Raw genomic sequence first — 23,416 nt, forward strand, 5'->3', positions numbered from 1 at the left:
ACCTGCTGGCCGTCGACCAGGCCGGATCCCTGCACCTCTACACCGGCTACCCCGGCGGCACGGTCGGCAGCAGCACCCGAGTCGGTGGCGGCTGGGAGGCGTTCAACTGGATCGGGCTGCTGCCCGATGCCAACCGCGACGGCCGCGACGACCTGCTTGCCCGTCACAACGACGGAACGTTGTTCGTCTACTACGGTCAGGGCCGGGGCAGTTTCTCCAGCGGCGTCAAGGTCGGTCGACACTGGAACGGGCTCAGCCAGGTCTCGGTCGTCGGGGACATGAATGGCGACGGCACCAACGAGGTCGTCGGTGTCGACGCCCGCAAGAACCTGGTCCGTTACACCTTCACCATGGCGCGCGGCATGCATGGTGCGTCGGTGATCGGCAAGAACTGGGGTGGCATCACCCATCTGGTCGCCGTGGGGTCCGTCAATGGTGACCGCTACGCCGACCTGGCCGCAATCACCACCACCGGGGCACTGTGGACCTATTACACCCACCGCACCGGCACCATCGTCTCGCAGAAGCAGACCGGTCATGGATGGACCGGCTGGACCCTGGCCTTTTCGCCGGGTGACTTCAACCGCGACGGCCACGTTGATCTCGTGGGTCGCAACGCTGTCGGACGGCTCTACAGCTACCTGGCCAACGGGGCGGGGGGCTGGGGTTCGGCCACGAGTGCCGGCTACGGCTGGAACGGCATCCGCCTGATGGCCTGAGGCGTCGTGTGACCGTCGAGAGCGGCTCGGCCACAGCGCGCGGGCGGGTCGCTCTCGCGGCGCCCGGCACCCACTCGCCCCGGTTTGGGCGGTGCGGTCGCGTGGGGTACGCTGTTCAGGTTGCCCGAAGTCTGTGCCCTCGGGACAGTACTGGTCTGTGTGCGAAGCAGATCAGTGCCGGGGGGACCTTTCCTCGGTGATCAACGCCCCTGATCGAAGAGCAGGCCGGTCGGCCTGCCCATCATCTCGGGTGCCCACTGGCAAAATCCAGCGGGCCGGAAATCAAGCCTCACCAGGCCGCTCGTCCCACGGGGCGTGAGGGAACCAGAGAGGTCAAGGAGAAGCAATGATCCAGCAGGAGTCGCGCGTGAAGGTCGCCGACAACACTGGTGCCAAGGAACTCTTGTGCATTCGTGTTCTCGGTGGAACCGGACGCCGCTACGCGCACGTGGGTGACACCATCGTGTGTTCGGTCAAGGACGCCATCCCCGGCGGCAACGTCAAGAAGGGCGATGTGGTCAAGGCCGTCATCGTCCGCACCACCAAGGAGCACCGTCGCGCCGACGGTTCCTACATCAAGTTCGACGAGAACGCGGCCGTCATCCTCAAGAATGACGGCGAGCCCCGTGGAACCCGAATCTTCGGGCCTGTGGCCCGTGAACTGCGCGAGAAGAAGTTCATGCGCATCATCTCGCTCGCGCCGGAGGTGATCTGACATGAAGTCGCTCCACGTGAAGAAGGGTGACCGCGTCAAGGTCATCAGCGGCAAGGAAGCTGACAAGGGCAAGATCGCCGAGATCCTCTCGGTCGACGTCGAGCGTCAGCGTGTGGTGGTCGAGGGCGTGAACATCGTCAAGCGTCACCGCAAGGACAGCGCCAATGGCCAGGGCCAGCAGGTCAAGGGCGGCATCATCAGCTCCGAGGCGCCCATCCACGTCTCCAACGTCCAGCTGGTGACCAAGGTTGACGGCAAGGAGGTCGTGACCCGCGTCGGCTACAAGCGCGAAGAGGTCACCAAGACCCGCCCTGACGGCAGCGAGTACACCACCACCCGTTCGGTGCGCTACCTCAAGAAGGACGAGGCCAAGGGTGCCGACTCGAAGGCAAAGGAGGCTGACAAGTGAGCACCGACGTGACTGAAACCACCGAGGCCACTGAGGCCGTCGCGGCCCCGGCGAAGCGTGAACTGCCCCGCCTGAAGAAGAAGTACCGCGAGCAGATCGTCGGCGCACTGAACGAGCAGTTCAAGTACGCCAACCCCATGCAGATTCCCGGTCTGGTCAAGATCGTGGTCAACATGGGCGTCGGCGAGGCTGCCCGTGACTCCAAGATCATGGACGGCGCCCTGCGCGACCTGACCGCCATCACCGGTCAGAAGCCGCAGGTCACCAAGGCCCGCAAGTCGATCGCCCAGTTCAAGCTGCGCGAGGAGCAGCCGATTGGCGCCCACGTCACCCTGCGCGGTGACCGCATGTGGGAGTTCGCCGACCGCCTGCTGACCCTGGCCCTGCCCCGCATCCGTGACTTCCGCGGACTCAACGGCAACCAGTTCGACGGCAACGGCAACTACACCTTTGGTCTCAACGAGCAGGTCATGTTCCTCGAGATCGACCAGGACAAGATTGACCGCGTGCGTGGCATGGACATCACGTTCGTGACCTCGGCCAAGACCAACGAAGAGGGCAAGGCGCTGCTGAAGCTCCTCGGCTTCCCGTTCAAGGCGGTCGACGATCCCAAGAAGGTCGGGCCCAAGCGTGGCAAGGCGTTCTACTCCAAGAAGAAGAAGTGAGCTGAGGAGAACCGATGGCCAAGACTGCTCTCAAGGTCAAGCAGAGCCGCAAGCCCAAGTTCGGCGTGCGTGCCTACACCCGTTGCCAGAAGTGCGGACGACCCCACTCGGTCTACCGCAAGTTCGGCCTGTGCCGTATCTGCCTGCGCGAACTCGCCCACCGCGGTGAGCTGCCGGGCGTCACCAAGTCTTCCTGGTGATCCACCGGGGTCGGTGCGCGAGCACCGGCTCCACCAATGGTCGCCCCACTCGGGGCGGCCATGGCCCAGGCTTCCTGGGCCACCACCCCTGACGCAAAGGGTCCGTTACCGGTGGACCGGAACGTGAAACCGTTGCGAGAAAGAGGCAAATAAGCCATGACCATGACTGATCCCATCGCGGACATGCTCACCCGTCTGCGGAACGCCAACCAGGCGTACCACGACCAGACGACCATGCCGCACTCCAAGATCAAGGTCGGCATCGCCGAAATCCTCAAGTCCGAGGGTTACATCTCGAGCTACGAGGTCGTCGAGCCCACCGAGGGCGAGGTCGGCAAGACCTTGTCGATCACGCTCAAGTACGGAGACACCCGCCAGCGCGCAATCGCCGGCGTTCGCCGCATCAGCAAGCCGGGACTGCGCGTGTACGCGAAGTCGACTGGCCTTCCCAAGGTCCTTGGTGGCCTGGGCATCGCAATCATTTCCACCTCGCAGGGTCTGCTCACTGACAAGCAGGCTCACGAGAAAAGCGTTGGCGGCGAAGTGCTCGCCTACGTGTGGTGACGAGAAGGTAGAGGAGGACAGCAATGTCACGAATTGGCAAGCTCCCGATCACCGTTCCGTCCGGTGTCGAGGTGAAGATTGATGGCAGCAACGTCGCGGTTAAGGGCCCCAAGGGCGAACTCACTCACGTGGTGCCGGCCCCCATCACGGTGGCCCAGAATGACGACGGCCAGATCGAGGTCGCCCGTCCCAACGACGAACGCCAGAGCCGCGCGCTCCACGGCCTGACCCGCACCCTGGTCGCCAACATGGTGACCGGCGTGACCGAGGGCTACGAGAAGAAGCTCGAGATCGTCGGCGTCGGCTACCGCGTGGCAGCCAAGGGCCCGACCAACCTCGAGTTCGCGCTCGGGTTCAGCCACCCCGTGGTGGTGAATGCCCCCGAGGGCATCACCTTCGTGGTGGAGACCCCGACCAAGTTCTCGGTGCAGGGCATCGACAAGCAGGCTGTGGGCGAAGTTGCCGCCAACATCCGCAAGCTCCGCAAGCCCGAGCCGTACAAGGGCAAGGGTGTCCGCTACGCCGGCGAACACGTCCGTCGCAAGGTTGGAAAGGCTGGTAAGTGACCATGGCGAGTTCTTTGGGATACAAGAAGTCGTTGGCAGGCAAGACTGCCTCGCGCAACCGCCGTCAGGCCCGTGGTCGCAAGCGCATCGCCGGGTCACCCGAGCGTCCGCGCCTGGTCGTCACCCGCTCGTCGCGGCACCTGTTCGTTCAGGTCATCGACGACGTGGCTGGCGTCACGCTGGCAAGTGCGTCCACCATGGAGGCGGACGTTCGTTCGGCCCAGGGCGACAAGTCCGACAAGGCTGCGGCCGTCGGCAAGCTCGTCGCTGACCGCGCCCAGGCTGCTGGCATCCAGACGGTCGTCTTCGACCGTGCCGGCAACAAGTACCACGGTCGGATCGCTTCACTGGCTGCTGCAGCCCGCGAAGCCGGTCTGGACTTCTGAGCAACACGACGAAAGGTAAGAAGCGATGAGTGAAACCCAGCGCCGCGGTGGCGGTGCAGGTGAGCGTCGCGGCCGTGATGACCGTCGTGGCCAGGCGCAGAAGGAAGCCAAGGACCAGTACATCGAGCGGGTCGTGGCCATCAACCGTGTGGCCAAGGTCGTGCAGGGTGGTCGCCGGTTCAGCTTCACGGCCCTCGTGGTCGTGGGCGACGGCGAAGGCACCGTGGGTGTCGGCTACGGAAAGGCCAAGGAAGTTCCCGCGGCCATCTCCAAGGGCGTCGAAGAGGCCAAGAAGAACTTCTTCCGCGTGCCCCTGATCCAGAAGACGATTCCGCACCCGGTCCAGGGTGAGAAGGCTGCCGGCGTGGTGCTGCTGCGTCCGGCCAGCCCCGGTACCGGTGTCATCGCCGGCGGCGCCGTGCGCGCAGTGCTTGAGTGCGCTGGCGTCCACGACGTGCTGTCGAAGTCGCTCGGGTCGCCCAATGCCATCAACGTGGTTCACGCCACCGTTGCTGCGCTGAAGGGTCTCGAGCAGCCCGAGGACGTGGCTCGTCGTCGTGGCATGCGCGTCGAGGACGTCGCCCCGGCCGGTCTGCTCAAGGCAGCACGCGAGGGGGTGTCGCACTGATGGCACGCCTGAAGGTGACCCAGGTGAAGTCGGGAACCGGCTTCAAGCAGAACCAGAAGGAGACCCTGCGCTCGCTCGGTCTCAAGCGCATTGGTGACGTCGTGGTGAAGGAGGACCGCCCCGAGATTCGTGGCATGGTCCAGACCGTTCGCCACCTCGTCACCCTGGAAGAGGTGGAATGACATGGCGCTGAAGCTCCATCACCTGCGTCCTGCCCCCGGCGCCAAGACCGCGAAGACCCGCGTGGGTCGCGGTGAGGCCTCCAAGGGCAAGACCGCGGGCCGCGGCACCAAGGGAACCGGTGCCCGCAAGAACGTCCCCGAGAACTTCGAGGGCGGTCAGATGCCGCTGCACATGCGTCTGCCCAAGCTTCGTGGTTTCAAGAACCCGTTCCGGGTCGAGTACCAGACCGTGAACGTCGGCAAGCTGGCCGAACTGTTCCCCAACGGTGGCGAGATCACCGCTGAGGACATGGTCCAGGCCGGTGCGGTCCGCAAGGGCCACCTGGTCAAGGTGCTGGGCACCGGCGACCTGACGGTCGCACTGACCGTCAGCGCTGATGCCTTCTCGGCCTCGGCCAAGCAGAAGATCGAGGCAGCCGGGGGCACGGTCAACGAGCCCGCCGCCGACTCCGAGTGACGCTGCACTGAACCCGTGAACGGCCCGGCCCCCTGGTGGGGGCGGGCCGTTCGCCGTTCCCGGTCAGGCCAGCACCTGCAACAGCTGGGCGCTCCTGCAGCGCTTGAACGCGTGCAGCTGCTTCCCACCGCTGCAGCTGTGGGATCGACCGTCCTGGCCGCCTGCCGCCATCCGCGGCCGTGCCGGTGTCGTCCGGGGGCCACCCGAACTGGTAGACACAGTCCTGTGACCACCCCTCTGCAGGCCACCGAGGCACCCAGGACCCCCCTCCAGGCCACCGCTGCGTCCAGGACGCCCCTGCTGGTGCTCTGCGCCGTCCTGGTGGTGGCCATCGGGCTGAACCAGTGGGGGATCGTGGGGGGCTCGCCGTGGCTGGCGGCCGTGGGGCAGCTGACCATGTCGGCGACGGCGACCCTGGTGGTGGTGGTGTTCACCCGGGGCCTCACCCAGGTGCTGGGCGGGCTGGGCATGCTCGGCTGCTTCTCGGGCGACCTGGTGCCACGTTTCATCGAGCAGCCGACCACTGACCTGGCGCTGATCGCCGCCTTCGCCGCGGGCCAACTGCTGCTGGTCGCCGCCTTCTGGGGCTGGGTCGACTGGCGCTCGCCCCGCACCGCCCGGGTCGCCGTGGTGCTGTCCGTCTATGCGGTGGCCCTGCTGGGCTACCTGGCCGTTGCGCCGGGTGTCCAGCGGGACCTGCTGGGGCCGGTGGCGCTGTACGCGGTGCTGCTGGTGCTGATGGCCGTCACGGCCTCCGTGCACCCCGTGGCCCTGCTGGGGGCCATCGCCTTCATCATCAGCGACTCCATCCTGGCCCTGAAGATCTTGGGGGTGGTCGACGACAACGTCCCGACGTCCAGTTCGGCCATGGCCTTCTACGGGGCCGCGCTGTTGCTGCTGGCCGTCGGGCTGGTCGCCCAGGACCGCCGCGCCGTGCGTGCCACCCGCCCCTGAACGGGGTCGGGGTCACAGCGCCGCGATGATCTCCTGCACCTGGGCCTTGGCATCCCCGAACAGCATCGAGGTGTTCTCCTTGAAGAACAGCGGGTTCTGGACGCCGGCGTAGCCGGGGTTCATCGACCGCTTGAAGACGATGACCTGGTGGGCCTTCCACACCTCGATGACCGGCATCCCGGCGATGGGGGAGTCCGGTTCGTCGAGGGCCGCCGGGTTCACGGTGTCATTGGCGCCGATCACCAGCACCACGTCGGTGCGGGTCAGGTCGTCGTTGATCTCGTCCATCTCGAGCACGATGTCGTAGGGCACCCGGGCCTCGGCCAGCAGCACGTTCATGTGCCCCGGCAGACGTCCGGCCACCGGATGGATGCCGAAGCGGACGTTCTTGCCGGCCTCGCGCAGGCGACGGGCGAGGTCGGCCACCGGGTACTGCGCCTGGGCCACTGCCATGCCGTATCCGGGGGTGATCACCACGGTGCTGGCCGCCTCGAGCATGCGGGCCACCTCGTCGGCCTTGACCTCGCGGTGCTCGCCGTAGTCACGGGCCTCGCCAGTGCCGCTGGTGCCCTCCCCGAAGCCGCCTAGGATGACCGAGACGAACGAACGGTTCATGGCCCGGCACATGATGTAGGACAGGATGGCACCCGAGGAGCCGACCAGTGCGCCGGTCACGATGAGCAGGTTGTTGCCCAGCATGAAGCCGGCTGCTGCGGCGGCCCACCCGGAATAGGAGTTCAGCATCGAGACCACCACGGGCATGTCCCCGCCGCCAATGCTGGCGACCATGTGGTAGCCCAGCGCCAGACCCAGCGCCGTGATGATCAGCAGCGCCCAGATGGTCGGGTCAAGGGTGAACCACACCGTGGCGCCGATGGCGGCCAGGAGCATCGCCAGGTTGATCAGGTTGCGGTGGGGCAGCATCAGCGGTCGCGATGACATCTTGCCGCTCAGCTTGCCGAAGGCCACCACCGAGCCAGTGAACGTGTAGGCGCCGATCAGCACGCCGACGGCGACCTCGATCAGGTGGGCGACACTGTTGTGCTCGGTGTCCAGGTAGGAGGCAATGCCGACGGCGACGGCAGCGACGCCCACGAAGGAGTGGAGCATGGCGATCAGTTGCGGCATGCCGGTCATCTCGACCTTGTTCGCGAGCCACAGCCCGATGGCCGAGCCGATCAGCAGGGGCACCACCAGCAGCGCCGTGGTGGCCAGGGCGCCACGCTCGGAATGGTCGATGGCGTAGAAGAAGGTGGCGGCACCGGCCAGCGTCATGCCCGTCATGCCGAACCAGTTGCCGAGCTTGGCCGATTCGTGCCTGGACAACCCGGCCAGGGCGAGGATGAACAGCAGTCCCGAGAGGATGTAGGCCGTCTGGATCATTGATTGGGCGGTCATGCCTCAGCCCTTCCGGAACATGGCGAGCATCTTGCGGGTGACCAGGAAGCCACCGGCAACGTTGATGGAGGCGACCAGGATCGCCAGCACGGCCAGCATCGTGACCGCCAGGTTGGACGAGCCGACCTGCAGGATGGCGCCCACCATGATGATGGCGCTGATGGCATTGGTCTCGGCCATCAGCGGGGTGTGCAGGGCGTGGCTGACGTTGCTGATCACGTAGAAGCCAACGACCACGGCCAGCATCAGCACCATGAAGTGGGTCAGCAGTCCGACCGGCATCAGGGAACCCAGCACGCCGAAGACCACCATGCCCAGGGCGGTCCCGAACAGGGTGCGACGCGCTCGGTAGCGGGCCACCTCGGCCGGGTCGGCCTCCTTGACCGGGGCGGGCGCGATCTCGTGCGGGGTGGGCAGCGGGGCAGCCGACACCTTCACCGGTGGGGGTGGCCACAGGACGGTGCCCTCATGGGCCACGGTCATGGCGCGGACGACCTCGTCGGCGAAGTCGAGCACGGGGGTGCCGTCCTTGCCGGGGGTGATCAGCTTCATCAGGTTGACCAGGTTGGTGCCGAACAGTTGCGAGGCCTGGCGGGGCAGTCGCCCGGCCAGGTCGGTCCACCCGACGATGGTGACACCGTTGTCGGTGACCACCCGTTCGTCCGGGACGGTCAGTTCGGTGTTGCCGCCGGTGGCAGCGGCCATGTCAATGATGACGCTGCCGGGCTTCATGGCGGCGATCATCTGCCGGGTCAGCAGGATCGGGGCCGCCTGTCCCCGGATCTGTGCGGTGGTGATGACCACGTCGGCGTTGGCTGACTCAGCAGCGTACATCTGCGCCGCCAGGGCGGCCTGGTCGGCCGACATCTGCTTCGCGTACCCGTCGGTCGACACCTGCTGGTCGACGGCTGCCACCTCGACGAAGTCGGCGCCCATCGACTGGATCTGCTCGCCGACCTCGGGGCGCACGTCGAAGGCGCGCACCTGGGCGCCCAGCGCGCCGGCGGTGCCGATCGCCGCCAGACCGGCCACCCCGGCGCCGGCCACGAACACCTTCGCGGGGGGCATCTTGCCGGCTGCGGTGACCTGCCCGTTGAAGACGCCGCCGAACTCGTCAGCGGCCTCGACGACGGCGCGGTAGCCGGCGATGTTGGCCATCGAGCTCAGCACGTCCAGTGCCTGCGCACGTGAGATGCGGGGGACCGCGTCCAGGCTCATGGCGGTGATGCCGCGCTCGGCGAGGCCCTCGAGCATGGCGGGGTGGCCAGCCGGGTCCAGCATCGAGACCAGCAGGGCCCCGGGACGCACCAGCGCCAGTTCGTCGGCGCTGGGCGGGTCACAGGTGAACACGATGTCGGCGCCCCACGCCTGCTCCGGGGTGCCGATCTCTGCACCCGCCTCGCGGTAGGCGTCGTCGGGGAAGTAGGACCTGGCCCCAGCCCCTGACTGCACCACCACCTGGTAGCCGAGTCTGAGCAGCTGGGCGGTGGTGGTGGGGGTCGCAGCCACCCGGGTCTGGGTCGGCCTGGACTCCAGCGGGATGCCGATCAGCACAGGGTTCCTCCTTCGGCGGTGGGGCTCTGTGGTCCCACGTTCGCTTGTGACCTTAGCCACCAGCGGCGACGCGCACGCCCGACCCCCCAAGAATGAGCGACACCGGCCCGGAGGAAGGACCTCCGGGCCGGTGGGGTGCGGATCGCTGGATCAGCTGACGACGTTGGCCAGCATGGCGTCGCGCAGTTCGCGGCGCAGCTTCTGCTCGTCGGGGTTGGGCACCGGCACGGCGGCGATGAGCCGCTTGGTGTACTCGTGCTGCGGGTTGTTCACGATCTCGGCGGTGGGGCCGATCTCGACCAGGTGACCATGCCTCATCACGGCGATGCGGGTGCTGAGCATCTCCACGACCGCCAGGTCGTGGCTGATGAACAGGCAGGCGAAGCCGTATTCCTGCTGCAGGTTCTGGAAGAGCTTGAGCACATTGGCCTGCACCGACACGTCCAGGGCCGAGGTCGGCTCGTCGGCGATCAACAGCTTCGGCTGCAGGGCCAGCGAACGGGCGATGCCGATGCGCTGGCGCTGGCCGCCCGACAGTTCGTGCGGGTAACGGTTGCGCATCGAGCGGGGCAGTTCCACGCTGTCCAGCAGGGTCTCGACCCGGCCCGACAGCTCCTTGCCGCGCAGCTTCTCGTGCAGGAACAGCGGCTCGCCGATCGACTCACCGACGGGCAGACGCGGGTTCAGTGACGAGCCCGGGTCCTGGAAGACGATGCCCACCTCCCGGCGGAAGGGGAACAGCTCCTTGTGCTTGGCATGGGTGATCTCGCGCCCGTTGACCGCCAGGGTGCCCTCGACGATCGGGAGCAGCGCCACCGCGGCGCGTCCAATGGTGGTCTTGCCCGAACCGGACTCACCCACCAGGCCCACGACCTCGCCGGGATCGACCCGCAGGTTGATGTCCTTGGCGGCGCGGAAAGCGGGACGCCGGCCCTGCTTGGGGTACTCGATGGCCGCATTGGTGAACAGCAACGCCGGGGTGACGTCGTCGGGGCCCGGCGCCATCGTGACCGACTCGCCCTCGGCGGCCACCAGGGTGGTCACCCGGGTGTGGTCGTGGCTCTCGGTGGAACTGCCCAGGTGGGGAACGGCTGCCAGCAGCTGCTGGGTGTAGGGATGCTTCGGTGACCCGAAGATCTCGCGGCTGGTGCCGTGCTCGACGACCACCCCGTCCTTCATCACGATGATGTTGTCGGCCATGTCGGCGACCACACCCATGTCGTGGGTGATCAGGATGATGCCGGCATCGACGCGGTGGCGCAGTTCGCGCATCAGCTTCAGGATCTCGGCCTGCACCGTCACGTCCAGGGCGGTGGTCGGCTCGTCGGCGATCAGCAGCGCCGGCTCGCAGGACAGCGCCTGGGCGATCATGATGCGCTGGCGCTGGCCACCCGAGAGCTGGTGCGGGTAGGAGTTGAAGCGGACCTCGGGCTCGGGGATCTCGACCAGGCGCATCAGCTCCAGGGCGCGCGCCTTGGCGTCATGGGGGCTGATCACGAAGTGGTTGCGAATCGTCTCCATGATCTGGAAGCCGACCGTGTACAGCGGGTTCAACGCCGTCATCGGCTCCTGGAAGATGACCGCGATCTCCTTGCCGCGGATGTCCCGCAGCCGTGGCCCGGTCAGCCCCACCAGCTCGGTGCCGCGCATCTTCGCCGAACCCGACGCCCGCCCATTGGGCGGAAGCAGCCCGACCAGCGACATTGACGACTGGGTCTTGCCCGAACCGGACTCGCCCACGATGGCCAACACCTCGCCGGCCCTGACGTCGTAGTTCAGCTTGTCGGCAGCGGTGAACCAGTCGTCGTTGACCCAGAAGTTGACGCTGAGGTCCCTGACCTCGAGGATCACCTCGCCGGGCTTGACCGACTTGTCGGTGAGCACCTCGATCGCCGTGGACTTCTGCTCGGAGGCGAAGTCGGCGCTGGTGCTCTCAAAGGATTCAGTCATCAGTTGGCCCCATTCGAGGTGGTGGCAGCGGCGGCGGCCTTGCTGGCGAAAGCCTTGTCCATCTTGCTCTGCGAAGGAATGCGCTTGGTGCGCGGGTCGAAGGCGTCGCGCAGGCCGTCACCGATGAAGTTGATGCTGAGCGCGATCAGGATGATGAACATGCCGGGCCACCAGAACAGCCACGGACGGGTGCTGAACGCGCCCTGGTTGGCCGAGATCAGGCGACCCAGCGAGACGTCGGGGCTGACGATGCCGAAGCCCAGGTATGACAGGGCCGTCTCGAGGACCACGGCGGTCGACATCAGCAGGGTGATGTTGACGATGATGATGCCCATGGCGTTGGGCAGGATGTGCTTGGTGATGATCCGGAAGTTGCTGGCCCCGGCGACCCGCGCCGAGTCCACGAACTCACGTTCACGCAGCGACAGGAACTCCGCGCGCAGCAGTCGGGCCATGCTCGGCCACAGGATCAGGCCCAGGGCAATGGCGAGTTCGACCGGCATCCAGACGCGGATGAACTCGTCGACCCGCGGCGACATGTTGAGCTTGGAGGGCAGGGTGTAGACCAGCTTGCCGAGCACGGCACCGACGACGATCACCGGCAGGGTGATCACGGTGTCAGTCAGGCGCATCAGCACCTGGTCGACCCAGCCGCGGTAGTAGCCGGCCAGGGCGCCGACGGTGACGCCGACGAGCAGCACGATGGTGCCCATCACCACCATCACCATCAGCGAGGTCTGGACGCCCTCCATGACCTGGGCGTAGTTGTCGTAGCCGATCTCGTTCTGGCCGAAGGGGAACTGGCCGAAGGTGAACCAGGCGCCGGAGGAGCCGCCGAGCCAGGCGGGGAACTGCATGGTCGGCGAGCCCCCGTTCTGGACGTCGAAGATCGCATTGGGGTCCTGGTTGTGGTAGAGCCCGTTGACCGGGCCCAGACCCATGGACAGGATGCTGACCAGGGCGATCAGCGCAAACGTGATGCAGCCCGCAATGGCGCCCAGGTGGCGGCGGAACCGTCCCCACACGATCTGTCCCTGGGACAGGCCCTGGGTCTCCTTCAACTCGCCGACGCCCTCGCCGCGGCCGTGGGCCGAGGCGTGGGAGTTCTCGTCCAGTCCTTCCAGCGGACCCTCGTCGCCGATGAAGGTCTCCCCGGCGGGGGAGGAGTCGCCCGGGTGGCCGCGGGTCTCGGCGAGCCGGTCGAGTTCGTCCTGGCCGTCGTAGTTCTGCTTGTCGTTCATGCGTTCACCCGGATTCGAGGATCGAGGAGGCCATAGAGCAGGTCAGCCAACAGGTTGGCCAGCATCGCTAGTGCGCCCGTGAAGAGGATGTAGATCATCACTGGATCTATCTGGTCGCTGCCGAGGCTGTCGATGAAGAACTTGCCCATGCCCGACCAGCCGAAGATGGTCTCGGTGATGACGGCACCACCGAGCAGACTCACGATGTCGACGGGGATGATCGAGGCCAGGGGCATCAGCGCATTGCGCAGGGCGTGGCGCACCACCACCACCCGTTCCGACAGGCCCTTGGAGCGCGCCGTGCGGATGTAGTCCTGGGACAGCACCTCCAGGGTCGCTCCCCGCTCGTAGCGGACGTAGCCCGCGAAGCTGATCAGCACCAGCGCCATGGTGGGCAGCAGCAGGTGGGTGGCACGGTCCAGGGTGACCATCCAGTAGTTCTCGTCGAAGCCGGGCGTGCGGGAACCAATGGTGGCGATCGGACGGCCGCGGATGAAGCTGTTGCCGAAGTAGTTGTCCCAGTTCTGCAGCAACTGGTCGACGTAGATCACCGCAGCGATCAGGGCGCCGGTGAGTGCGGCACCGCGCATCGAGACGCCACGGTCGTCGCCGGCGAACAGCCAGCCGACCACGCAGCCCAGCGCAATGGTGAGCAGCAGCAAACCGATCAGGGTGGCCGTCCCCTGGGACAGGCCCAGGAAGAAGTCGTGGCGCCACACGTCGGCCCAGTAGTAGAAGAGGTACTGCAGCGGGTAGTACAGGGCCAGCCCGATGGCCACCATCGTCAGCGACGAGTACAGCGCGCGGCGGTTCTTCAGCCCGGCGCTGACCAGGGTGACGCAGTAGGCGATGCCGACCCCGGCCAGACCGACGCCAATGATGCCGAGCATGGGTTCGCTGATCCAGCCCGTCACGATGGCCAGTGCCAGCAGGCCGAAGGTGAGCACGAAGGCAGACGCAAAGGTGACCAACTGCCGTTTCAGGTTGCCACCCAGTGCCCCGGCCCAGAACAGGCCCGCGACCACGCCCAGGCCGACCAGCAGCGGCCAGTTGGGGACGGGGTCGGCCAGGTAGTCGTTGAGGCCGATGGCCAGGTACTCCTTCAGCAGCACCGCCACCCAGAACACCGGCAGGGCGTAGAGGACGAACGAGACCAGGGTGATCGAGTAGTCGAAGCTGGTGTACTGGCGCAGGGCCGAGACGACACCGACGACCACACCCACGACGAGCGCCAAGAAGGTCGCGGTCGCCACCAGTTGGACCGAGGTCATCATGGCGGGGCCGAGCATGTCATTGACCTTCTGGCCAGTCTTCCAGGCATCACCCAGGTCCCAGTGCAGCAGGATGCTGGTCAGCCAGTCCCAGTAGCGCACCGTCCAGTGCTCGTCGAGCTGCAACATGTCGATGCGGCGCTGGATCAGCTGTTCTTTGTTCAGGGCGGTGGACTCGCGCAGGTCCGACATGGGGTCGAGCGCGAGGGCCAGCAGGCCATAGGCAACGAACGAGATCACGAACAAGATCCCAATGGCCATGGCCAAGCGCCGCAGCAGGAAGCGAATCATGCGCACCTTCGACTAGGAGAACGCCCCAGGGGGCGTGGACGGTGGGGACGACAGCGGCGGGCACGGATGCGCAGCCACCGGGGTCGTCGTCCAGACGGATGAAGATTCTGCCCCACTGTAGCGACGCGAGCACACCATTGCGGTCACGGCTTGGCAACGACCGCGCACCTTCGCGCAATTGTCAAGGCAGTTCGGGTCCCGCGGACGGGGCCCTTGAAGCAGAGAAGTGGGGCGACCGGTTACCCGGCCGCCCCACTGCAGGGATCAACGCGACGACGAGTCGTCAGTGATCAGGGTCAGGCAACTTCCCATTCCCAGAAGTTCCAGAAGATGGTCGGCGAGATGGTCATCTTGCTGACGTTCTTCAGCGACTGGTCGTAGGCCATGACGCCGGGGAACTGGAAGATGGTGACACCGAAGGCATCGTTGACGAGGAGCTTCTCGATCTCGATGGTGATTTCCTTCTGGCGCTGCGGGTCGGTCTCGATCAGCAGCTCGTCGTACAGCTTGTCCACCTCGGGGTTGGAGTAACCGCCGTAGTTGTTCTGGCCGTTGGTGATGTAGTTGGCCTGCGACTCGGCGACCGCGGTGCTGGTCGACTGCCAGCCGAACAGCGAGGCGTCGTAGGTCTTGTCGCCGAGCTTCTGACCCCACTGCGGGTTGCCGTTGTCGACGATCTTGAAGCCGGCCTTCTCGGCCGACGCCTTGATCAGGGCGAACTGCGCCTCGCGGCGGGCGTTGCCCTTGCCGTAGATGATGCGCACGCTGGGTGCCGTGGCACCAGCCTCGGTCAGCAGCTGCTTGGCCTTGTCGACGTCGACGGTGCCGTAGACGTCCTTCTGGCCGCTCTGGGCGACGGTGTCGTCGTAGTTGGGCGAACCGGGCAGGTTGATGAACGAGTTGCGCACCTCGGCCTCGGGCATCAGCGGCTTGATGATCTTGTCGACGATCTCCTGGCGGGGGATGGTCAACAGGAACGCCTGACGAACCTTGCGGGCCTTCTCCTTGTCGCCGCCGTAGGTGGCGGGGTCGAACGGACCGTTGTTGTTGAAGGTCAGGTCGACGTGCTCGTAGGTGCCTTCGTAGCCGGTCTCGGTGGTGACACCGGCAACGCCCTCCAGTGACTTCAGGATGTCAGCGGTCGACTGGGGGCTGATCAGCTGGACCTCCTTGTTCTTCAACGCCGAGACAGCAGCGGTCGGATCCTCGTTGTACCGCACGGTGATCGTGTCGACCTTGGGCTTGTTCGCACCGCCGTAGGCCTCGTCGACCTTCAGCTGCACGTGGGAGTTCTCGACGAACTCGGTGATCGTCATGGGGCCGCTGTGGACCAGCAGGTTCTTGTCGGCCTCCGAAGGCATGGTGACGAAGTTCCAGTCGGAGTTCCACGAGTTGGCCAGCTTGGCGAGCGACGCGTTGTCCTTGTTCTTGAACGCGTCCAGGACCTTCTGGGCGCCGGCGGTGGCGTCGGTCTCACCCAGGGCGCGGGCAGCCAGGACGTGCGCCGGCAGTCCGACACCGATCAGGGCCTTCTCCCAGTCCGCGTAGGGCTTGGAGTACTTGTAGGTGATCGACTTGCCGTCGTCGCCGACCTCCGGGAACTCGGTGATCAGGGCGAGGCTGGGGCTCGAGGAGTCGAAGTAGACATTGCTGCCTTCGCTCTTCTTGAGGGTGCCGTCCTCGTTCTGCAGGCCGGCGGGATCCTTGACGGTGTTGTACAGGCCCGAGAGGGCACCGTAGTTGAGCACCATGTCGGCGGCGGTGACCGGGGTGCCATCCGACCACTTGGCGGTGTCCGCCAGGGTCAACTTGATGGTCAGGGGGTCATCGGAGACCTTCTCGTACTTGCCGAAGGACTCGTTCTTGACGAGGTTCAGGTCCTTGTCGTAGTAGCTGAACGAATCGTTCATCATGTAGACGATGTTGGCGTTGGCCGTCGCATTGCCGAACGAGGTGTTGCTGTTCAGCGAGTACAGCGGCTGGTTCCACATCACCGAGACGGCTCCGCCGGAGCGGCTCTGCGAGGTGGTGCTGCCAGGGTCATCTTGTTGAGGGGTGCTGCAGGCACTCAGAGCCAGCGAACCGGCCACGAAGAGCGCGGCAACCCCCATGAGCTTCTTGCCCAATGTTCCTCCAAAGGCATGGACACCGCGGACGTTGCGGATGTCAAGGTGTGCAGTGACCGTATACCGGCGTGGTCGTGGGGGGTAGCACCCGCCGGGCCCTCGTGAGTGGATCGTTACAAACTGCACGATCAGGAGGGGCTGCGGTCACGAGTTGGTCACGAAACCGCTGGTGGTAGCGGCGCCGGGCCAGGAGGCCCCGGGGAGTTTGTGGGATCGTGGCCCCGTCTTGATAGGCTGCCGAAGCTGCCATGTGGCTGCGTCCGCAGGGGCGCGCACCCACCTGACGCGCCCCGTGAACCACAGCCGTGCACCACCATGCGTCGCCGCCGGCGTCGCCCACCACAGATCACGAAAGAAGAGCCTGGATGCTTTCCGCCTTCAGCAATGTCTGGAAGTCAGCAGATCTGCGCAAGAAGCTCCTGTTCACCCTGATGATCCTGGCGATCTTCCGGGCCGGCTCGGTCATCCCGACGCCGAACGTGAACCTGGCCCGGGTCGACCAGTGCCGTCAGGTCGCGGAGGCGGGCGCCTCGGCCGGGCTCTACTCGATGATCAACCTGTTCTCGGGTGGCGCGCTGCTGCAGTTGTCGATCTTTGCGCTGGGCATCATGCCCTACATCACGGCCTCGATCATCCTGCAGTTGTTGACGGTCGTGATCCCACGGCTGGAGGCGCTGAAGAAGGAAGGGGCGGCCGGCACCGCCAAGATCACCCAGTACACCCGGTGGTTGACCCTGTTCCTGGCCGTGCTGAACTCCACCGCCTTCGTCACCCTGGCCGTCAACGACCAGTTGTTCCCCGGCTGCACCGGCATCGTCTACTCCACCGACATCTTCCCGATCGTGGTGATGGTGCTGACCATGACCGCCGGCACCGCCGTGATCATGTGGATGGGTGAGCTGGTCACCGAGCGCGGCATCGGCAACGGCATGTCCATCATGATCTTCACCCAGATCGCCGCCCAGTTCCCGGCCGCGCTGTGGGGCATCAAGGCCGGTCGCGAGGGTGCCAACGGCTGGTTCGTCTTCGGCGCAGTGCTGGCCATTGCCCTGCTCATCATGCTGGCCATCGTCTTCGTCGAGCAGGCCCAACGCCGGATCCCGGTGCAGTACGCCAAGCGGATGGTCGGCAAGCGCCTGATCGGTGGCACCACCACCTACATCCCGCTGAAGGTCAACCAGTCCGGCGTCATCCCGGTCATCTTCGCCAGCTCGATCCTGTACCTGCCGGTGCTCTACTCGACGTTCCGTCCCGAGAGCCGGTTCTCGCAGTGGATCGCGGCGAACTTCGCCACCGGCACGCACTGGAGCTACAACCTGACCTTCTTCCTGCTGATCATCGGGTTCTGCTACTTCTACATCTCCATCACCTTCAACCCGGTCGAGATCAGCGACAACATGAAGAAGTACGGCGGCTTCATCCCTGGCATCCGGGCGGGCAAGCCCACCGAGGACTACCTGGCCTACGTACTGAGCCGGCTGACCGCTCCCGGCGCGTTCTACCTGGGCGTGATCGCGCTGATCCCGACGCTGCTGTTCATCTCGATGGGCGCCCAGCAGAACTTCCCGATGGGTGGCATCTCCATCCTCATCATCGTCGGTGTGGCCCTGGACACGGTCAAGCAGATCGAGAGCCAACTGCAGCAACGCAACTACGAAGGATTCCTGAAGTGAACCTGTTGATCATGGGGGCCCCCGGTGCAGGCAAGGGCACCCAGGCGTCACGCATCGCCGCGCGCTACGAGGTGCCGGCCATCTCGACCGGCTCGATCTTCCGCGAGAACATCGCCAATGGCACCCCGCTCGGTGTGCAGGTGAAGCAGATCATGGACGCCGGGCAGCTCGTCTCCGACGAGATCACCGACGCCATCGTCGCCGACCGGCTGGGCCAGGAGGACGCCGAGGACGGCTGGCTGCTGGACGGCTACCCCCGCAACCTGCACCAGGTCGGCGCCCTCGACCGGTTGCTCGACGCCTCCGACTCGGGCATCGACGCGGTCATCTCGCTGCTGGTCGACCAGGACGCCCTGGTGGACCGGCTGCTGAAGCGTGCCGAGATCGAGGGACGCTCCGACGACAACGAGACCACCATCCGGGCCCGGATGGACGTCTACGCGGCGGAGACCCAGCCGCTGCTGGACACCTACCGCGAGCGTGGGCTGCTGGTCGAGGTCACCGGCCACGGCAGCGTCGACGAGGTCACGGCGCAGGTCCTGGATGCGCTGGACCAGTTCCTGGCCGCCAAGAACTGACCGCCATGTTCACCCGCGGCATCGAGATCAAGTCCGCCGACCAGTTGCTCGCCATGCGACGGGCCGGTCTGGTGGTGGCCACCACGCTGAGCGCCCTGGGCGAGCACGTCGCCCCCGGTGTCACCACCGGTGAGCTGGACGCGTTGGCCCGCGACATGCTGGCCCGGGCCGGGGCGACCTCCTCGTTCCTCGGCTACGGGGCCGCCTGGGGCCCGCCCTTCCCCGCGGTGACCTGCATTTCGGTCAACGACGAGATCGTCCACGGCATCCCCGGCGAGCGGGTGCTCGCCGACGGCGACCTGGTCTCGGTCGATTTCGGTGCCATCCTCGACGGCTGGCACGGGGACGCCGCGCGCACCTTCGCCGTCGGCAGCGTGTCCGAGGAGCACGCCCAACTGTCCCGCACCGCCGAGGAGGCGATGTGGGCCGGTATCGGCGCCGCCCGCCTGGGCGGCAGGATCGGCGACATCTCGTCCGCCATCGAGGCGTCCATCACTTCGGCCGGGGACTACGGCATCATCCGCGAGTACACCGGTCACGGCATCGGCACCGAGATGCACATGAGCCCCGACGTGCCCAACTGGGGTCGACGTGGCCGTGGCCCCAAGGTGGTCGAGGGCATGGCGCTGGCCATCGAGCCGATGGCCACCCTGGGCACCGAGGACACCGTCGAGCGTGACGACGAGTGGACGGTGGTGACCGCTGACGGCTCCTGGGCCAGCCACTGGGAGAACACCATCACCGTCACCCGCACCGGCATCTGGGTGCTCACGGCCGAGGACGGCGGCGAGGCCGAACTCACCCGCCGCGGCCTGCCCTACGGTCCGCTGAACTGATCACTCATGCTCCGCGTCGGCGTGCGCGGCCGCTGAGTCGTGCTCGCCGCCGCTCGGACCCCGGCGTCGCTACACCAATTTCTTCTGCCAGGCGCCGGCGACACCTGCGGTGACGTAGCCGAGGGGCTCGTTGATGGCCCACATGTGGGCGTTCTCCCCGGCATTCCAGGTGTGCACCCGCTTCGCCCCCGGCCAGCGCCGTCGGGCCTCGTGGACGGCCGCCACCTTGATGGCCATGCCGAGCCGATGGCCGCGGTGCTCCGGCAGGACCACGGTGATGCCCTGCCAGACCGGTTCGGGCAGCTCGGGGGCGGTGAACAGTTGGGTGAACCCGGCCAGGTGACCGCTCTCACGGTGCCGGACCGCCACCGTCAGGGAGTCATTGTGGCGGTGGGACTCGCGACTGCTGTCCAGCACCCGTTCGGCCGTGATGACCTGCGGGTTGTACTCGAGTTCGCCCATGGGCACCGTCGCCTCGAAGGCTGTCATGAGTTCGGCCATGTCCTGGGCCAGGGTCGGGTCGATCACCCCGCCCCAGCAGACCAGTTCGTAACCGTCAGCGACATCGGGCTGTCCCAGGCGAGCGGGGTCGTCGGGCAGGGTCTGCATCGAGTGCCGCTCACCCTGGGCGAGGTGGTATCCGTGGGCCAGGGCGAACCGGGTGGCGACGTCGTCGCGGCCCACCCCAAAGGGACCCTCCGCGGGCATCAGCAGGTCCTGTGACGGTGGGCCGACGTGGCTTGAGAACCCCGAGACGGTGGTGGCGCCCCAGGCCCGGGCCACCGTCTCGATCGCGGCCTGGATGGCCGACCCGATGCCACGTCGGCGTGACCCGCCGGCCACGACGATCTCGACCTCATCGACCAGGTGCGGGTTGTTCTCGAACTCATGGCGCACCTGGGTCGACCCGAGGACCCGCGCCGCGCCCAGGTCGGTGTCCGGCAGCACCAGCGGCAGGCCCTCCGGTGCGGTCCCGAGGCCACGCACCTCGCGGTCCAGGGCGACCACCACCCGCGTGCGGCGGTACTTCTGGAACTGCAGGGTCGCCAGCGTCTTGTGGGGGAACTCGGTGAAGTCACCATGGCCGAAGACCTCGAACCAGGCCTGGTTGGCGACCTCGACCTGCCGGGTCAGCAACTCGGCGATCGCACCCGGCTCGCGCGGGGTGCCGTCGGCGGCGCAGGGCGGGGCGTCCACCAGGACGATAAAGGGGGCAGGCATGCTCCAAGGAAACCTCGCGAGTGCGGCGCGGCGCAATCCAATTTTGGGCGCCGAACGGCCCCGATTCCGGGTGCCGACCGGCGGGGTGGCGGGGCACCGGCTCGAAGACTGGTAGACTTCAACTACTCGCGGATGTGAAAAGTCCGCCTGCGTCGTTGAACGCTTCCTCCTTCATCACGAAGTCGAGGATCTTTCCCACGGCGATCGATCGTGGCCTCCGCCGCGCTCGCCGACTGCGCTGTCGCACCTGTCACTGGCTGGTTACTCGGTCATGTCGGGTGTGCGCGCCCAGCAAGAAATGCACACATGACCAACACTTCCTTCGCCGCACTCGGCGTGCCCCCCGTCCTGGTCGATGCCCTCAAGGGCATGGATCGTGAGACGCCCTTCCCCATCCAGTCGGACACCCTTCCCGACACCCTCGCCGGCCGCGACGTGCTCGGGCGCGGCAAGACCGGCTCCGGCAAGACCCTGGCCTTCGCCATCCCGATGGTGGCAGCCCTGGCCGGGCGTCGCGGGCGCAACCCCCGAGGCCTGGTCCTGGCCCCCACCAGGGAGCTGGCCACCCAGATCACCGCGACCTTCGAGCCGCTGGCCAAGGCCGTCGGCCTGAGCGTCACCACCATCTTCGGCGGCGTCCCCCAGGGACGCCAGGAGACGGCGCTGCGCCGCGGCGCCGACATCGTGGTGGCCTGCCCGGGACGCCTCGACGACCTGATGAAGCAGGGCATCGCCCGCCTTGACGAGATCGAGGTCACCGTGCTGGACGAGGCCGACCACATGGCCGACCTCGGCTTCCTGCCCGTGGTGACCCGCATCCTCGACAAGACCCCCCGCAAGGGTCAGCGCATGCTGTTCTCCGCCACCCTGGACAACGGCGTCGACAAGCTGGTCAAGAAGTACCTCGCCGACCCCGTCAAGCACTCGGTCGACGACGAGAACTCCCCGGTGGCCCAGATGACCCATCACGTCTTCGAGGTCTCCGACGCCGACAAGCCGCAGTTGGTCAAGGCGCTCGCCTCCGGCATGGGCCGACGCATCCTGTTCACCCGCACCAAGCACCAGGCCAAGAAGTTGGCCAAGCAGCTCACGGCCAGCGGGGTGCCCGCCGTCGACCTGCACGGCAACCTGTCGCAGAACGCGCGTGACCGCAACCTGGCGGCCTTCAGCGATGGCAGCGTCAAGGTCCTGGTGGCCACCGACGTGGCCGCCCGCGGCGTCCACGTCGACAACGTCGAACTGGTCGTCCACGTCGACCCGCCCGTCGAGCACAAGGCCTACCTGCACCGCTCGGGCCGCACCGCCCGCGCCGGTTCGGCCGGCGACGTCGCCACCGTCATGCTGCCCTCACAGCGTTCGGACACCGCCGCCATCCTGCGCCGCGCCAAGATCGACGTGCGGGCCCAGCGGGTCACCGCCGACGCGGCGCCCATCAAGAGCCTGGTCGGGCAGTACGCACCCCACGTCGCGCCCGCCCTCGGCGGCCCCGGCGTCGGCAACGAGCCGCGCCAGCCGCAGCCCGCAGGACGCCCCCGCAGCGGCCGTCCCTCCAGTGGCTCGCGCCAGCCCACCAGCCAGTCCCAGGGGGCACGCTCCGGCGGCGGATCCCGCCAGGGTGGCATGGCAGGATTCAGCTCGTCGCGGCGCAGCACCGGCGGCGGTCGCGGACGCAGCCGCGTCGCCTGAGACCACCCGGGCTCAGGCGGTGCCTTCCCGACGTGCCGCTTCGCCCAGGGTGGCCAACCTGGCCCCAACCCCCCGTCCGCGCGCCCCGCTGCCCGGGTGGCGGGGCGGGCCGGCTGCCCGGCTCGCGGTGTCGCTGGTCACCTCAGAACTCCCAGTCCTCGTCCTCGGTGTTGATGGCCTTGCCCATCACGTACGACGAGCCCGACCCGGAGAAGAAGTCGTGGTTCTCGTCGGCATTGGGTGACAGCGCGGCCAGGATGGCCGGCGAGACCGAGGTGGCATCCTTCGGGAACAGCGCCTCGTAGCCCAGGTTCATCAGCGCCTTGTTGGCGTTGTAGCGCAGGAACATCTTGACGTCCTCGGTGATGCCGAGGGGGTCGTAGAGGTCCTCGGTGTAGGACTCCTCGTTCTCGTAGAGCTCGTGGAGCAATGAGAAGGTGTAGTCCTTCAGCTCCTGGCGGCGCTCGGAGCTGGCCTGGGCCAGGCCCTGCTGGAACTTGTACCCGATGTAGTAGCCGTGCACCGCCTCGTCCCGGATGATCAGCCGGATCAGGTCAGCGGTGTTGGTGAGCTTGGCCCGGCTTGACCAGTACATCGGTGCGTAGAAGCCGGAGTAGAACAGGAACGACTCCAGCATCGTCGAGGCGACCTTCCGCTTCAGCGGGTCCTGCCCGTAGTAGTAGTCCAGGATGATGCTGGCCTTGCGCTGCAGGTTCTCGTTCTCCGCGCTCCAGCGGAACGCGTCATCAATCTCGGACGTGGAGATCAGGGTGGAGAAGATCGAGCTGTAGCTCTTGGCGTGCACCGATTCCATGAAGGCGATGTTGGTGTAGACCGCCTCCTCATGCGGGGTGATTGCATCTGGGATCAGCGACACCGCGCCGACGGTGCCCTGGATCGTGTCCAGCATGGTCAGGCCGGCGAAGACCCGGGTGGTCATCAACTGTTCGTGGGGGCGCAGCGTGCGCCACGACGGGATGTCGTTGCTCAATGGCACCTTCTCGGGCAGCCAGAAGTTGCTGGTGAGTCTGTCCCAGACGTCGGAATCGACCTGGTCGGTGATGCGGTTCCAGTTGATCGCCTGGACCCCGCGCAGCAGGCTGGGGTTCGTGGTCATGTGATTGCCTCAGGGCTTTCTCGTGTCAG

24 protein-coding genes are annotated in these 23,416 nt (G+C 66.7%); 16 read left to right on the forward strand and 8 right to left on the reverse strand.

Features of this window, described 5'->3' with window-relative positions; genetic code table 11:
* From IPV09_RS11515 to IPV09_RS11570, 12 genes are all read left to right on the forward strand, one after another.
* Nucleotides 1-719, forward strand: a 719-nt coding sequence (locus IPV09_RS11515; RefSeq protein WP_207475399.1) for a VCBS repeat-containing protein, incomplete at its 5' end; no start/stop codon positions are given.
* A 346-nt stretch (nucleotides 720-1,065) separates the two neighbouring features.
* Entirely contained in the window at nucleotides 1,066-1,434 is a 369-nt protein-coding gene (rplN, locus tag IPV09_RS11520; RefSeq protein WP_207475400.1) for a 50S ribosomal protein L14, read from the forward strand.
* Nucleotide 1,435: 1 nt separating this feature from the next.
* A complete protein-coding gene (gene rplX, locus IPV09_RS11525; RefSeq protein WP_207475401.1) occupies nucleotides 1,436-1,843 on the forward strand; it encodes a 50S ribosomal protein L24 in 408 nt (135 codons plus the stop codon).
* An 8-nt stretch (nucleotides 1,844-1,851) separates the two neighbouring features.
* Nucleotides 1,852-2,508 (forward strand): 50S ribosomal protein L5, encoded by a 657-nt coding sequence (gene rplE / locus IPV09_RS11530; protein WP_370590304.1) that lies wholly within the window; start codon nucleotides 1,852-1,854, stop codon nucleotides 2,506-2,508.
* Nucleotides 2,509-2,522: 14 nt separating this feature from the next.
* The gene (locus tag IPV09_RS11535; protein ID WP_207475402.1) at nucleotides 2,523-2,708 is read left to right on the forward strand and encodes a type Z 30S ribosomal protein S14; all 186 of its coding nucleotides are present in this window, start codon (nucleotides 2,523-2,525) and stop codon (nucleotides 2,706-2,708) included.
* 156 nt (nucleotides 2,709-2,864) lie between these two features.
* Nucleotides 2,865-3,272, forward strand: coding sequence for a 30S ribosomal protein S8 (gene rpsH / locus IPV09_RS11540; protein WP_207475403.1), 408 nt, complete (start codon nucleotides 2,865-2,867; stop codon nucleotides 3,270-3,272).
* A gap of 23 nt (nucleotides 3,273-3,295) precedes the next feature.
* Entirely contained in the window at nucleotides 3,296-3,838 is a 543-nt protein-coding gene (gene rplF, locus IPV09_RS11545) for a 50S ribosomal protein L6 (protein ID WP_207475404.1), read from the forward strand.
* Nucleotides 3,839-3,840: 2 nt separating this feature from the next.
* Nucleotides 3,841-4,224 carry a 50S ribosomal protein L18 gene (gene rplR / locus IPV09_RS11550; RefSeq protein ID WP_207475405.1) on the forward strand — a complete coding sequence of 128 codons (384 nt, stop codon included), beginning with the start codon at nucleotides 3,841-3,843 and terminating at the stop codon, nucleotides 4,222-4,224.
* A 25-nt stretch (nucleotides 4,225-4,249) separates the two neighbouring features.
* Nucleotides 4,250-4,852 carry a 30S ribosomal protein S5 gene (gene rpsE / locus IPV09_RS11555; protein ID WP_207475406.1) on the forward strand — a complete coding sequence of 201 codons (603 nt, stop codon included), beginning with the start codon at nucleotides 4,250-4,252 and terminating at the stop codon, nucleotides 4,850-4,852.
* Nucleotides 4,852-5,034: a 50S ribosomal protein L30 gene (rpmD, locus tag IPV09_RS11560; RefSeq protein WP_207475407.1), complete on the forward strand. Its 183-nt coding sequence runs from the start codon at nucleotides 4,852-4,854 to the stop codon at nucleotides 5,032-5,034. Before rpsE ends, rpmD begins: the two co-directional genes overlap by 1 nt.
* 1 nt (nucleotide 5,035) lies before the next feature.
* The gene (gene rplO, locus IPV09_RS11565) at nucleotides 5,036-5,491 is read left to right on the forward strand and encodes a 50S ribosomal protein L15 (RefSeq protein WP_207475408.1); all 456 of its coding nucleotides are present in this window, start codon (nucleotides 5,036-5,038) and stop codon (nucleotides 5,489-5,491) included.
* Between the two features lie 225 nt (nucleotides 5,492-5,716).
* On the forward strand, nucleotides 5,717-6,445 hold the full coding sequence (locus IPV09_RS11570; protein ID WP_207475409.1) for a lysoplasmalogenase family protein: 729 nt from the start codon (nucleotides 5,717-5,719) through the stop codon (nucleotides 6,443-6,445).
* A 12-nt stretch (nucleotides 6,446-6,457) separates the two neighbouring features.
* Here the strand turns inward: IPV09_RS11570 and pntB are convergent, their stop codons facing one another.
* The 6 genes from pntB to IPV09_RS11600 form a co-directional block, all read right to left on the reverse strand.
* Nucleotides 6,458-7,843 (reverse strand): Re/Si-specific NAD(P)(+) transhydrogenase subunit beta, encoded by a 1,386-nt coding sequence (gene pntB, locus IPV09_RS11575; RefSeq protein ID WP_207475410.1) that lies wholly within the window; start codon nucleotides 7,841-7,843, stop codon nucleotides 6,458-6,460.
* 3 nt (nucleotides 7,844-7,846) lie between these two features.
* Entirely contained in the window at nucleotides 7,847-9,397 is a 1,551-nt protein-coding gene (locus tag IPV09_RS11580) for a Re/Si-specific NAD(P)(+) transhydrogenase subunit alpha (RefSeq protein WP_207475411.1), read from the reverse strand.
* A 150-nt stretch (nucleotides 9,398-9,547) separates the two neighbouring features.
* Nucleotides 9,548-11,347 carry an ABC transporter ATP-binding protein gene (locus IPV09_RS11585; protein WP_207475412.1) on the reverse strand — a complete coding sequence of 600 codons (1,800 nt, stop codon included), beginning with the start codon at nucleotides 11,345-11,347 and terminating at the stop codon, nucleotides 9,548-9,550.
* Nucleotides 11,347-12,588 (reverse strand): ABC transporter permease, encoded by a 1,242-nt coding sequence (locus IPV09_RS11590; protein ID WP_207475413.1) that lies wholly within the window; start codon nucleotides 12,586-12,588, stop codon nucleotides 11,347-11,349. The genes IPV09_RS11585 and IPV09_RS11590 overlap by 1 nt, the downstream gene beginning before the upstream one ends.
* Nucleotides 12,585-14,150, reverse strand: a complete 1,566-nt coding sequence (locus tag IPV09_RS11595; RefSeq protein ID WP_207475414.1) for an ABC transporter permease — start codon at nucleotides 14,148-14,150, stop codon at nucleotides 12,585-12,587. The genes IPV09_RS11590 and IPV09_RS11595 overlap by 4 nt, the downstream gene beginning before the upstream one ends.
* Before the next feature lie 296 nt (nucleotides 14,151-14,446).
* Entirely contained in the window at nucleotides 14,447-16,276 is a 1,830-nt protein-coding gene (locus IPV09_RS11600; RefSeq protein WP_207475415.1) for an ABC transporter family substrate-binding protein, read from the reverse strand.
* 365 nt (nucleotides 16,277-16,641) lie between these two features.
* On the opposite strand from IPV09_RS11600, the gene secY reads away from it, so the two are divergent.
* Genes secY through map form a run of 3 tightly spaced genes read left to right on the forward strand, consistent with a single transcriptional unit; the run spans nucleotide 16,642 to nucleotide 19,363 of the window.
* On the forward strand, nucleotides 16,642-17,949 hold the full coding sequence (secY, locus tag IPV09_RS11605) for a preprotein translocase subunit SecY (protein ID WP_207475416.1): 1,308 nt from the start codon (nucleotides 16,642-16,644) through the stop codon (nucleotides 17,947-17,949).
* Complete coding sequence (locus IPV09_RS11610; RefSeq protein ID WP_207475417.1) at nucleotides 17,946-18,527, forward strand: adenylate kinase; 582 nt, start codon at nucleotides 17,946-17,948, stop codon at nucleotides 18,525-18,527. Before secY ends, IPV09_RS11610 begins: the two co-directional genes overlap by 4 nt.
* 5 nt (nucleotides 18,528-18,532) lie before the next feature.
* Nucleotides 18,533-19,363 carry a type I methionyl aminopeptidase gene (gene map, locus IPV09_RS11615; RefSeq protein WP_207475418.1) on the forward strand — a complete coding sequence of 277 codons (831 nt, stop codon included), beginning with the start codon at nucleotides 18,533-18,535 and terminating at the stop codon, nucleotides 19,361-19,363.
* A 69-nt stretch (nucleotides 19,364-19,432) separates the two neighbouring features.
* Here map and IPV09_RS11620 read toward each other — a convergent pair whose 3' ends face one another.
* Nucleotides 19,433-20,584 (reverse strand): GNAT family N-acetyltransferase, encoded by a 1,152-nt coding sequence (locus tag IPV09_RS11620; RefSeq protein WP_207475419.1) that lies wholly within the window; start codon nucleotides 20,582-20,584, stop codon nucleotides 19,433-19,435.
* 306 nt (nucleotides 20,585-20,890) lie between these two features.
* On the opposite strand from IPV09_RS11620, the gene IPV09_RS11625 reads away from it, so the two are divergent.
* Nucleotides 20,891-22,270, forward strand: coding sequence for a DEAD/DEAH box helicase (locus tag IPV09_RS11625; protein WP_207475420.1), 1,380 nt, complete (start codon nucleotides 20,891-20,893; stop codon nucleotides 22,268-22,270).
* 142 nt (nucleotides 22,271-22,412) lie between these two features.
* Here IPV09_RS11625 and nrdF read toward each other — a convergent pair whose 3' ends face one another.
* Nucleotides 22,413-23,387 (reverse strand): class 1b ribonucleoside-diphosphate reductase subunit beta, encoded by a 975-nt coding sequence (gene nrdF / locus IPV09_RS11630; RefSeq protein ID WP_207475421.1) that lies wholly within the window; start codon nucleotides 23,385-23,387, stop codon nucleotides 22,413-22,415.
* Between the last annotated feature and the right edge of the window lie 29 nt (nucleotides 23,388-23,416).

The organism is Tessaracoccus sp. SD287, from assembly GCF_017355265.1.
Lineage (GTDB): Bacteria > Actinomycetota > Actinomycetes > Propionibacteriales > Propionibacteriaceae > Aestuariimicrobium.

Excerpts from the sequence above, each read along its gene's own strand:
- rplN (WP_207475400.1), top strand. The coding sequence starts at position 1,066 with ATGATCCAGCAGGAGTCGCGCGTGAAGGTCGCCGACAACACTGGTGCC.
- IPV09_RS11595 (WP_207475414.1), bottom strand. The coding sequence starts at position 14,150 with ATGATTCGCTTCCTGCTGCGGCGCTTGGCCATGGCCATTGGGATCTTG.
- rplO (WP_207475408.1), top strand. The coding sequence starts at position 5,036 with ATGGCGCTGAAGCTCCATCACCTGCGTCCTGCCCCCGGCGCCAAGACC.
- rpsE (WP_207475406.1), top strand. The coding sequence starts at position 4,250 with ATGAGTGAAACCCAGCGCCGCGGTGGCGGTGCAGGTGAGCGTCGCGGC.
- secY (WP_207475416.1), top strand. The coding sequence starts at position 16,642 with ATGCTTTCCGCCTTCAGCAATGTCTGGAAGTCAGCAGATCTGCGCAAG.
- rplF (WP_207475404.1), top strand. The coding sequence starts at position 3,296 with ATGTCACGAATTGGCAAGCTCCCGATCACCGTTCCGTCCGGTGTCGAG.
- nrdF (WP_207475421.1), bottom strand. The coding sequence starts at position 23,387 with ATGACCACGAACCCCAGCCTGCTGCGCGGGGTCCAGGCGATCAACTGG.
- rplR (WP_207475405.1), top strand. The coding sequence starts at position 3,841 with ATGGCGAGTTCTTTGGGATACAAGAAGTCGTTGGCAGGCAAGACTGCC.
- IPV09_RS11585 (WP_207475412.1), bottom strand. The coding sequence starts at position 11,347 with ATGACTGAATCCTTTGAGAGCACCAGCGCCGACTTCGCCTCCGAGCAG.
- IPV09_RS11535 (WP_207475402.1), top strand. The coding sequence starts at position 2,523 with ATGGCCAAGACTGCTCTCAAGGTCAAGCAGAGCCGCAAGCCCAAGTTC.
- rpsH (WP_207475403.1), top strand. The coding sequence starts at position 2,865 with ATGACCATGACTGATCCCATCGCGGACATGCTCACCCGTCTGCGGAAC.
- IPV09_RS11620 (WP_207475419.1), bottom strand. The coding sequence starts at position 20,584 with ATGCCTGCCCCCTTTATCGTCCTGGTGGACGCCCCGCCCTGCGCCGCC.
- rpmD (WP_207475407.1), top strand. The coding sequence starts at position 4,852 with ATGGCACGCCTGAAGGTGACCCAGGTGAAGTCGGGAACCGGCTTCAAG.
- rplX (WP_207475401.1), top strand. The coding sequence starts at position 1,436 with ATGAAGTCGCTCCACGTGAAGAAGGGTGACCGCGTCAAGGTCATCAGC.
- IPV09_RS11625 (WP_207475420.1), top strand. The coding sequence starts at position 20,891 with ATGACCAACACTTCCTTCGCCGCACTCGGCGTGCCCCCCGTCCTGGTC.
- IPV09_RS11590 (WP_207475413.1), bottom strand. The coding sequence starts at position 12,588 with ATGAACGACAAGCAGAACTACGACGGCCAGGACGAACTCGACCGGCTC.
- pntB (WP_207475410.1), bottom strand. The coding sequence starts at position 7,843 with ATGACCGCCCAATCAATGATCCAGACGGCCTACATCCTCTCGGGACTG.
- map (WP_207475418.1), top strand. The coding sequence starts at position 18,533 with ATGTTCACCCGCGGCATCGAGATCAAGTCCGCCGACCAGTTGCTCGCC.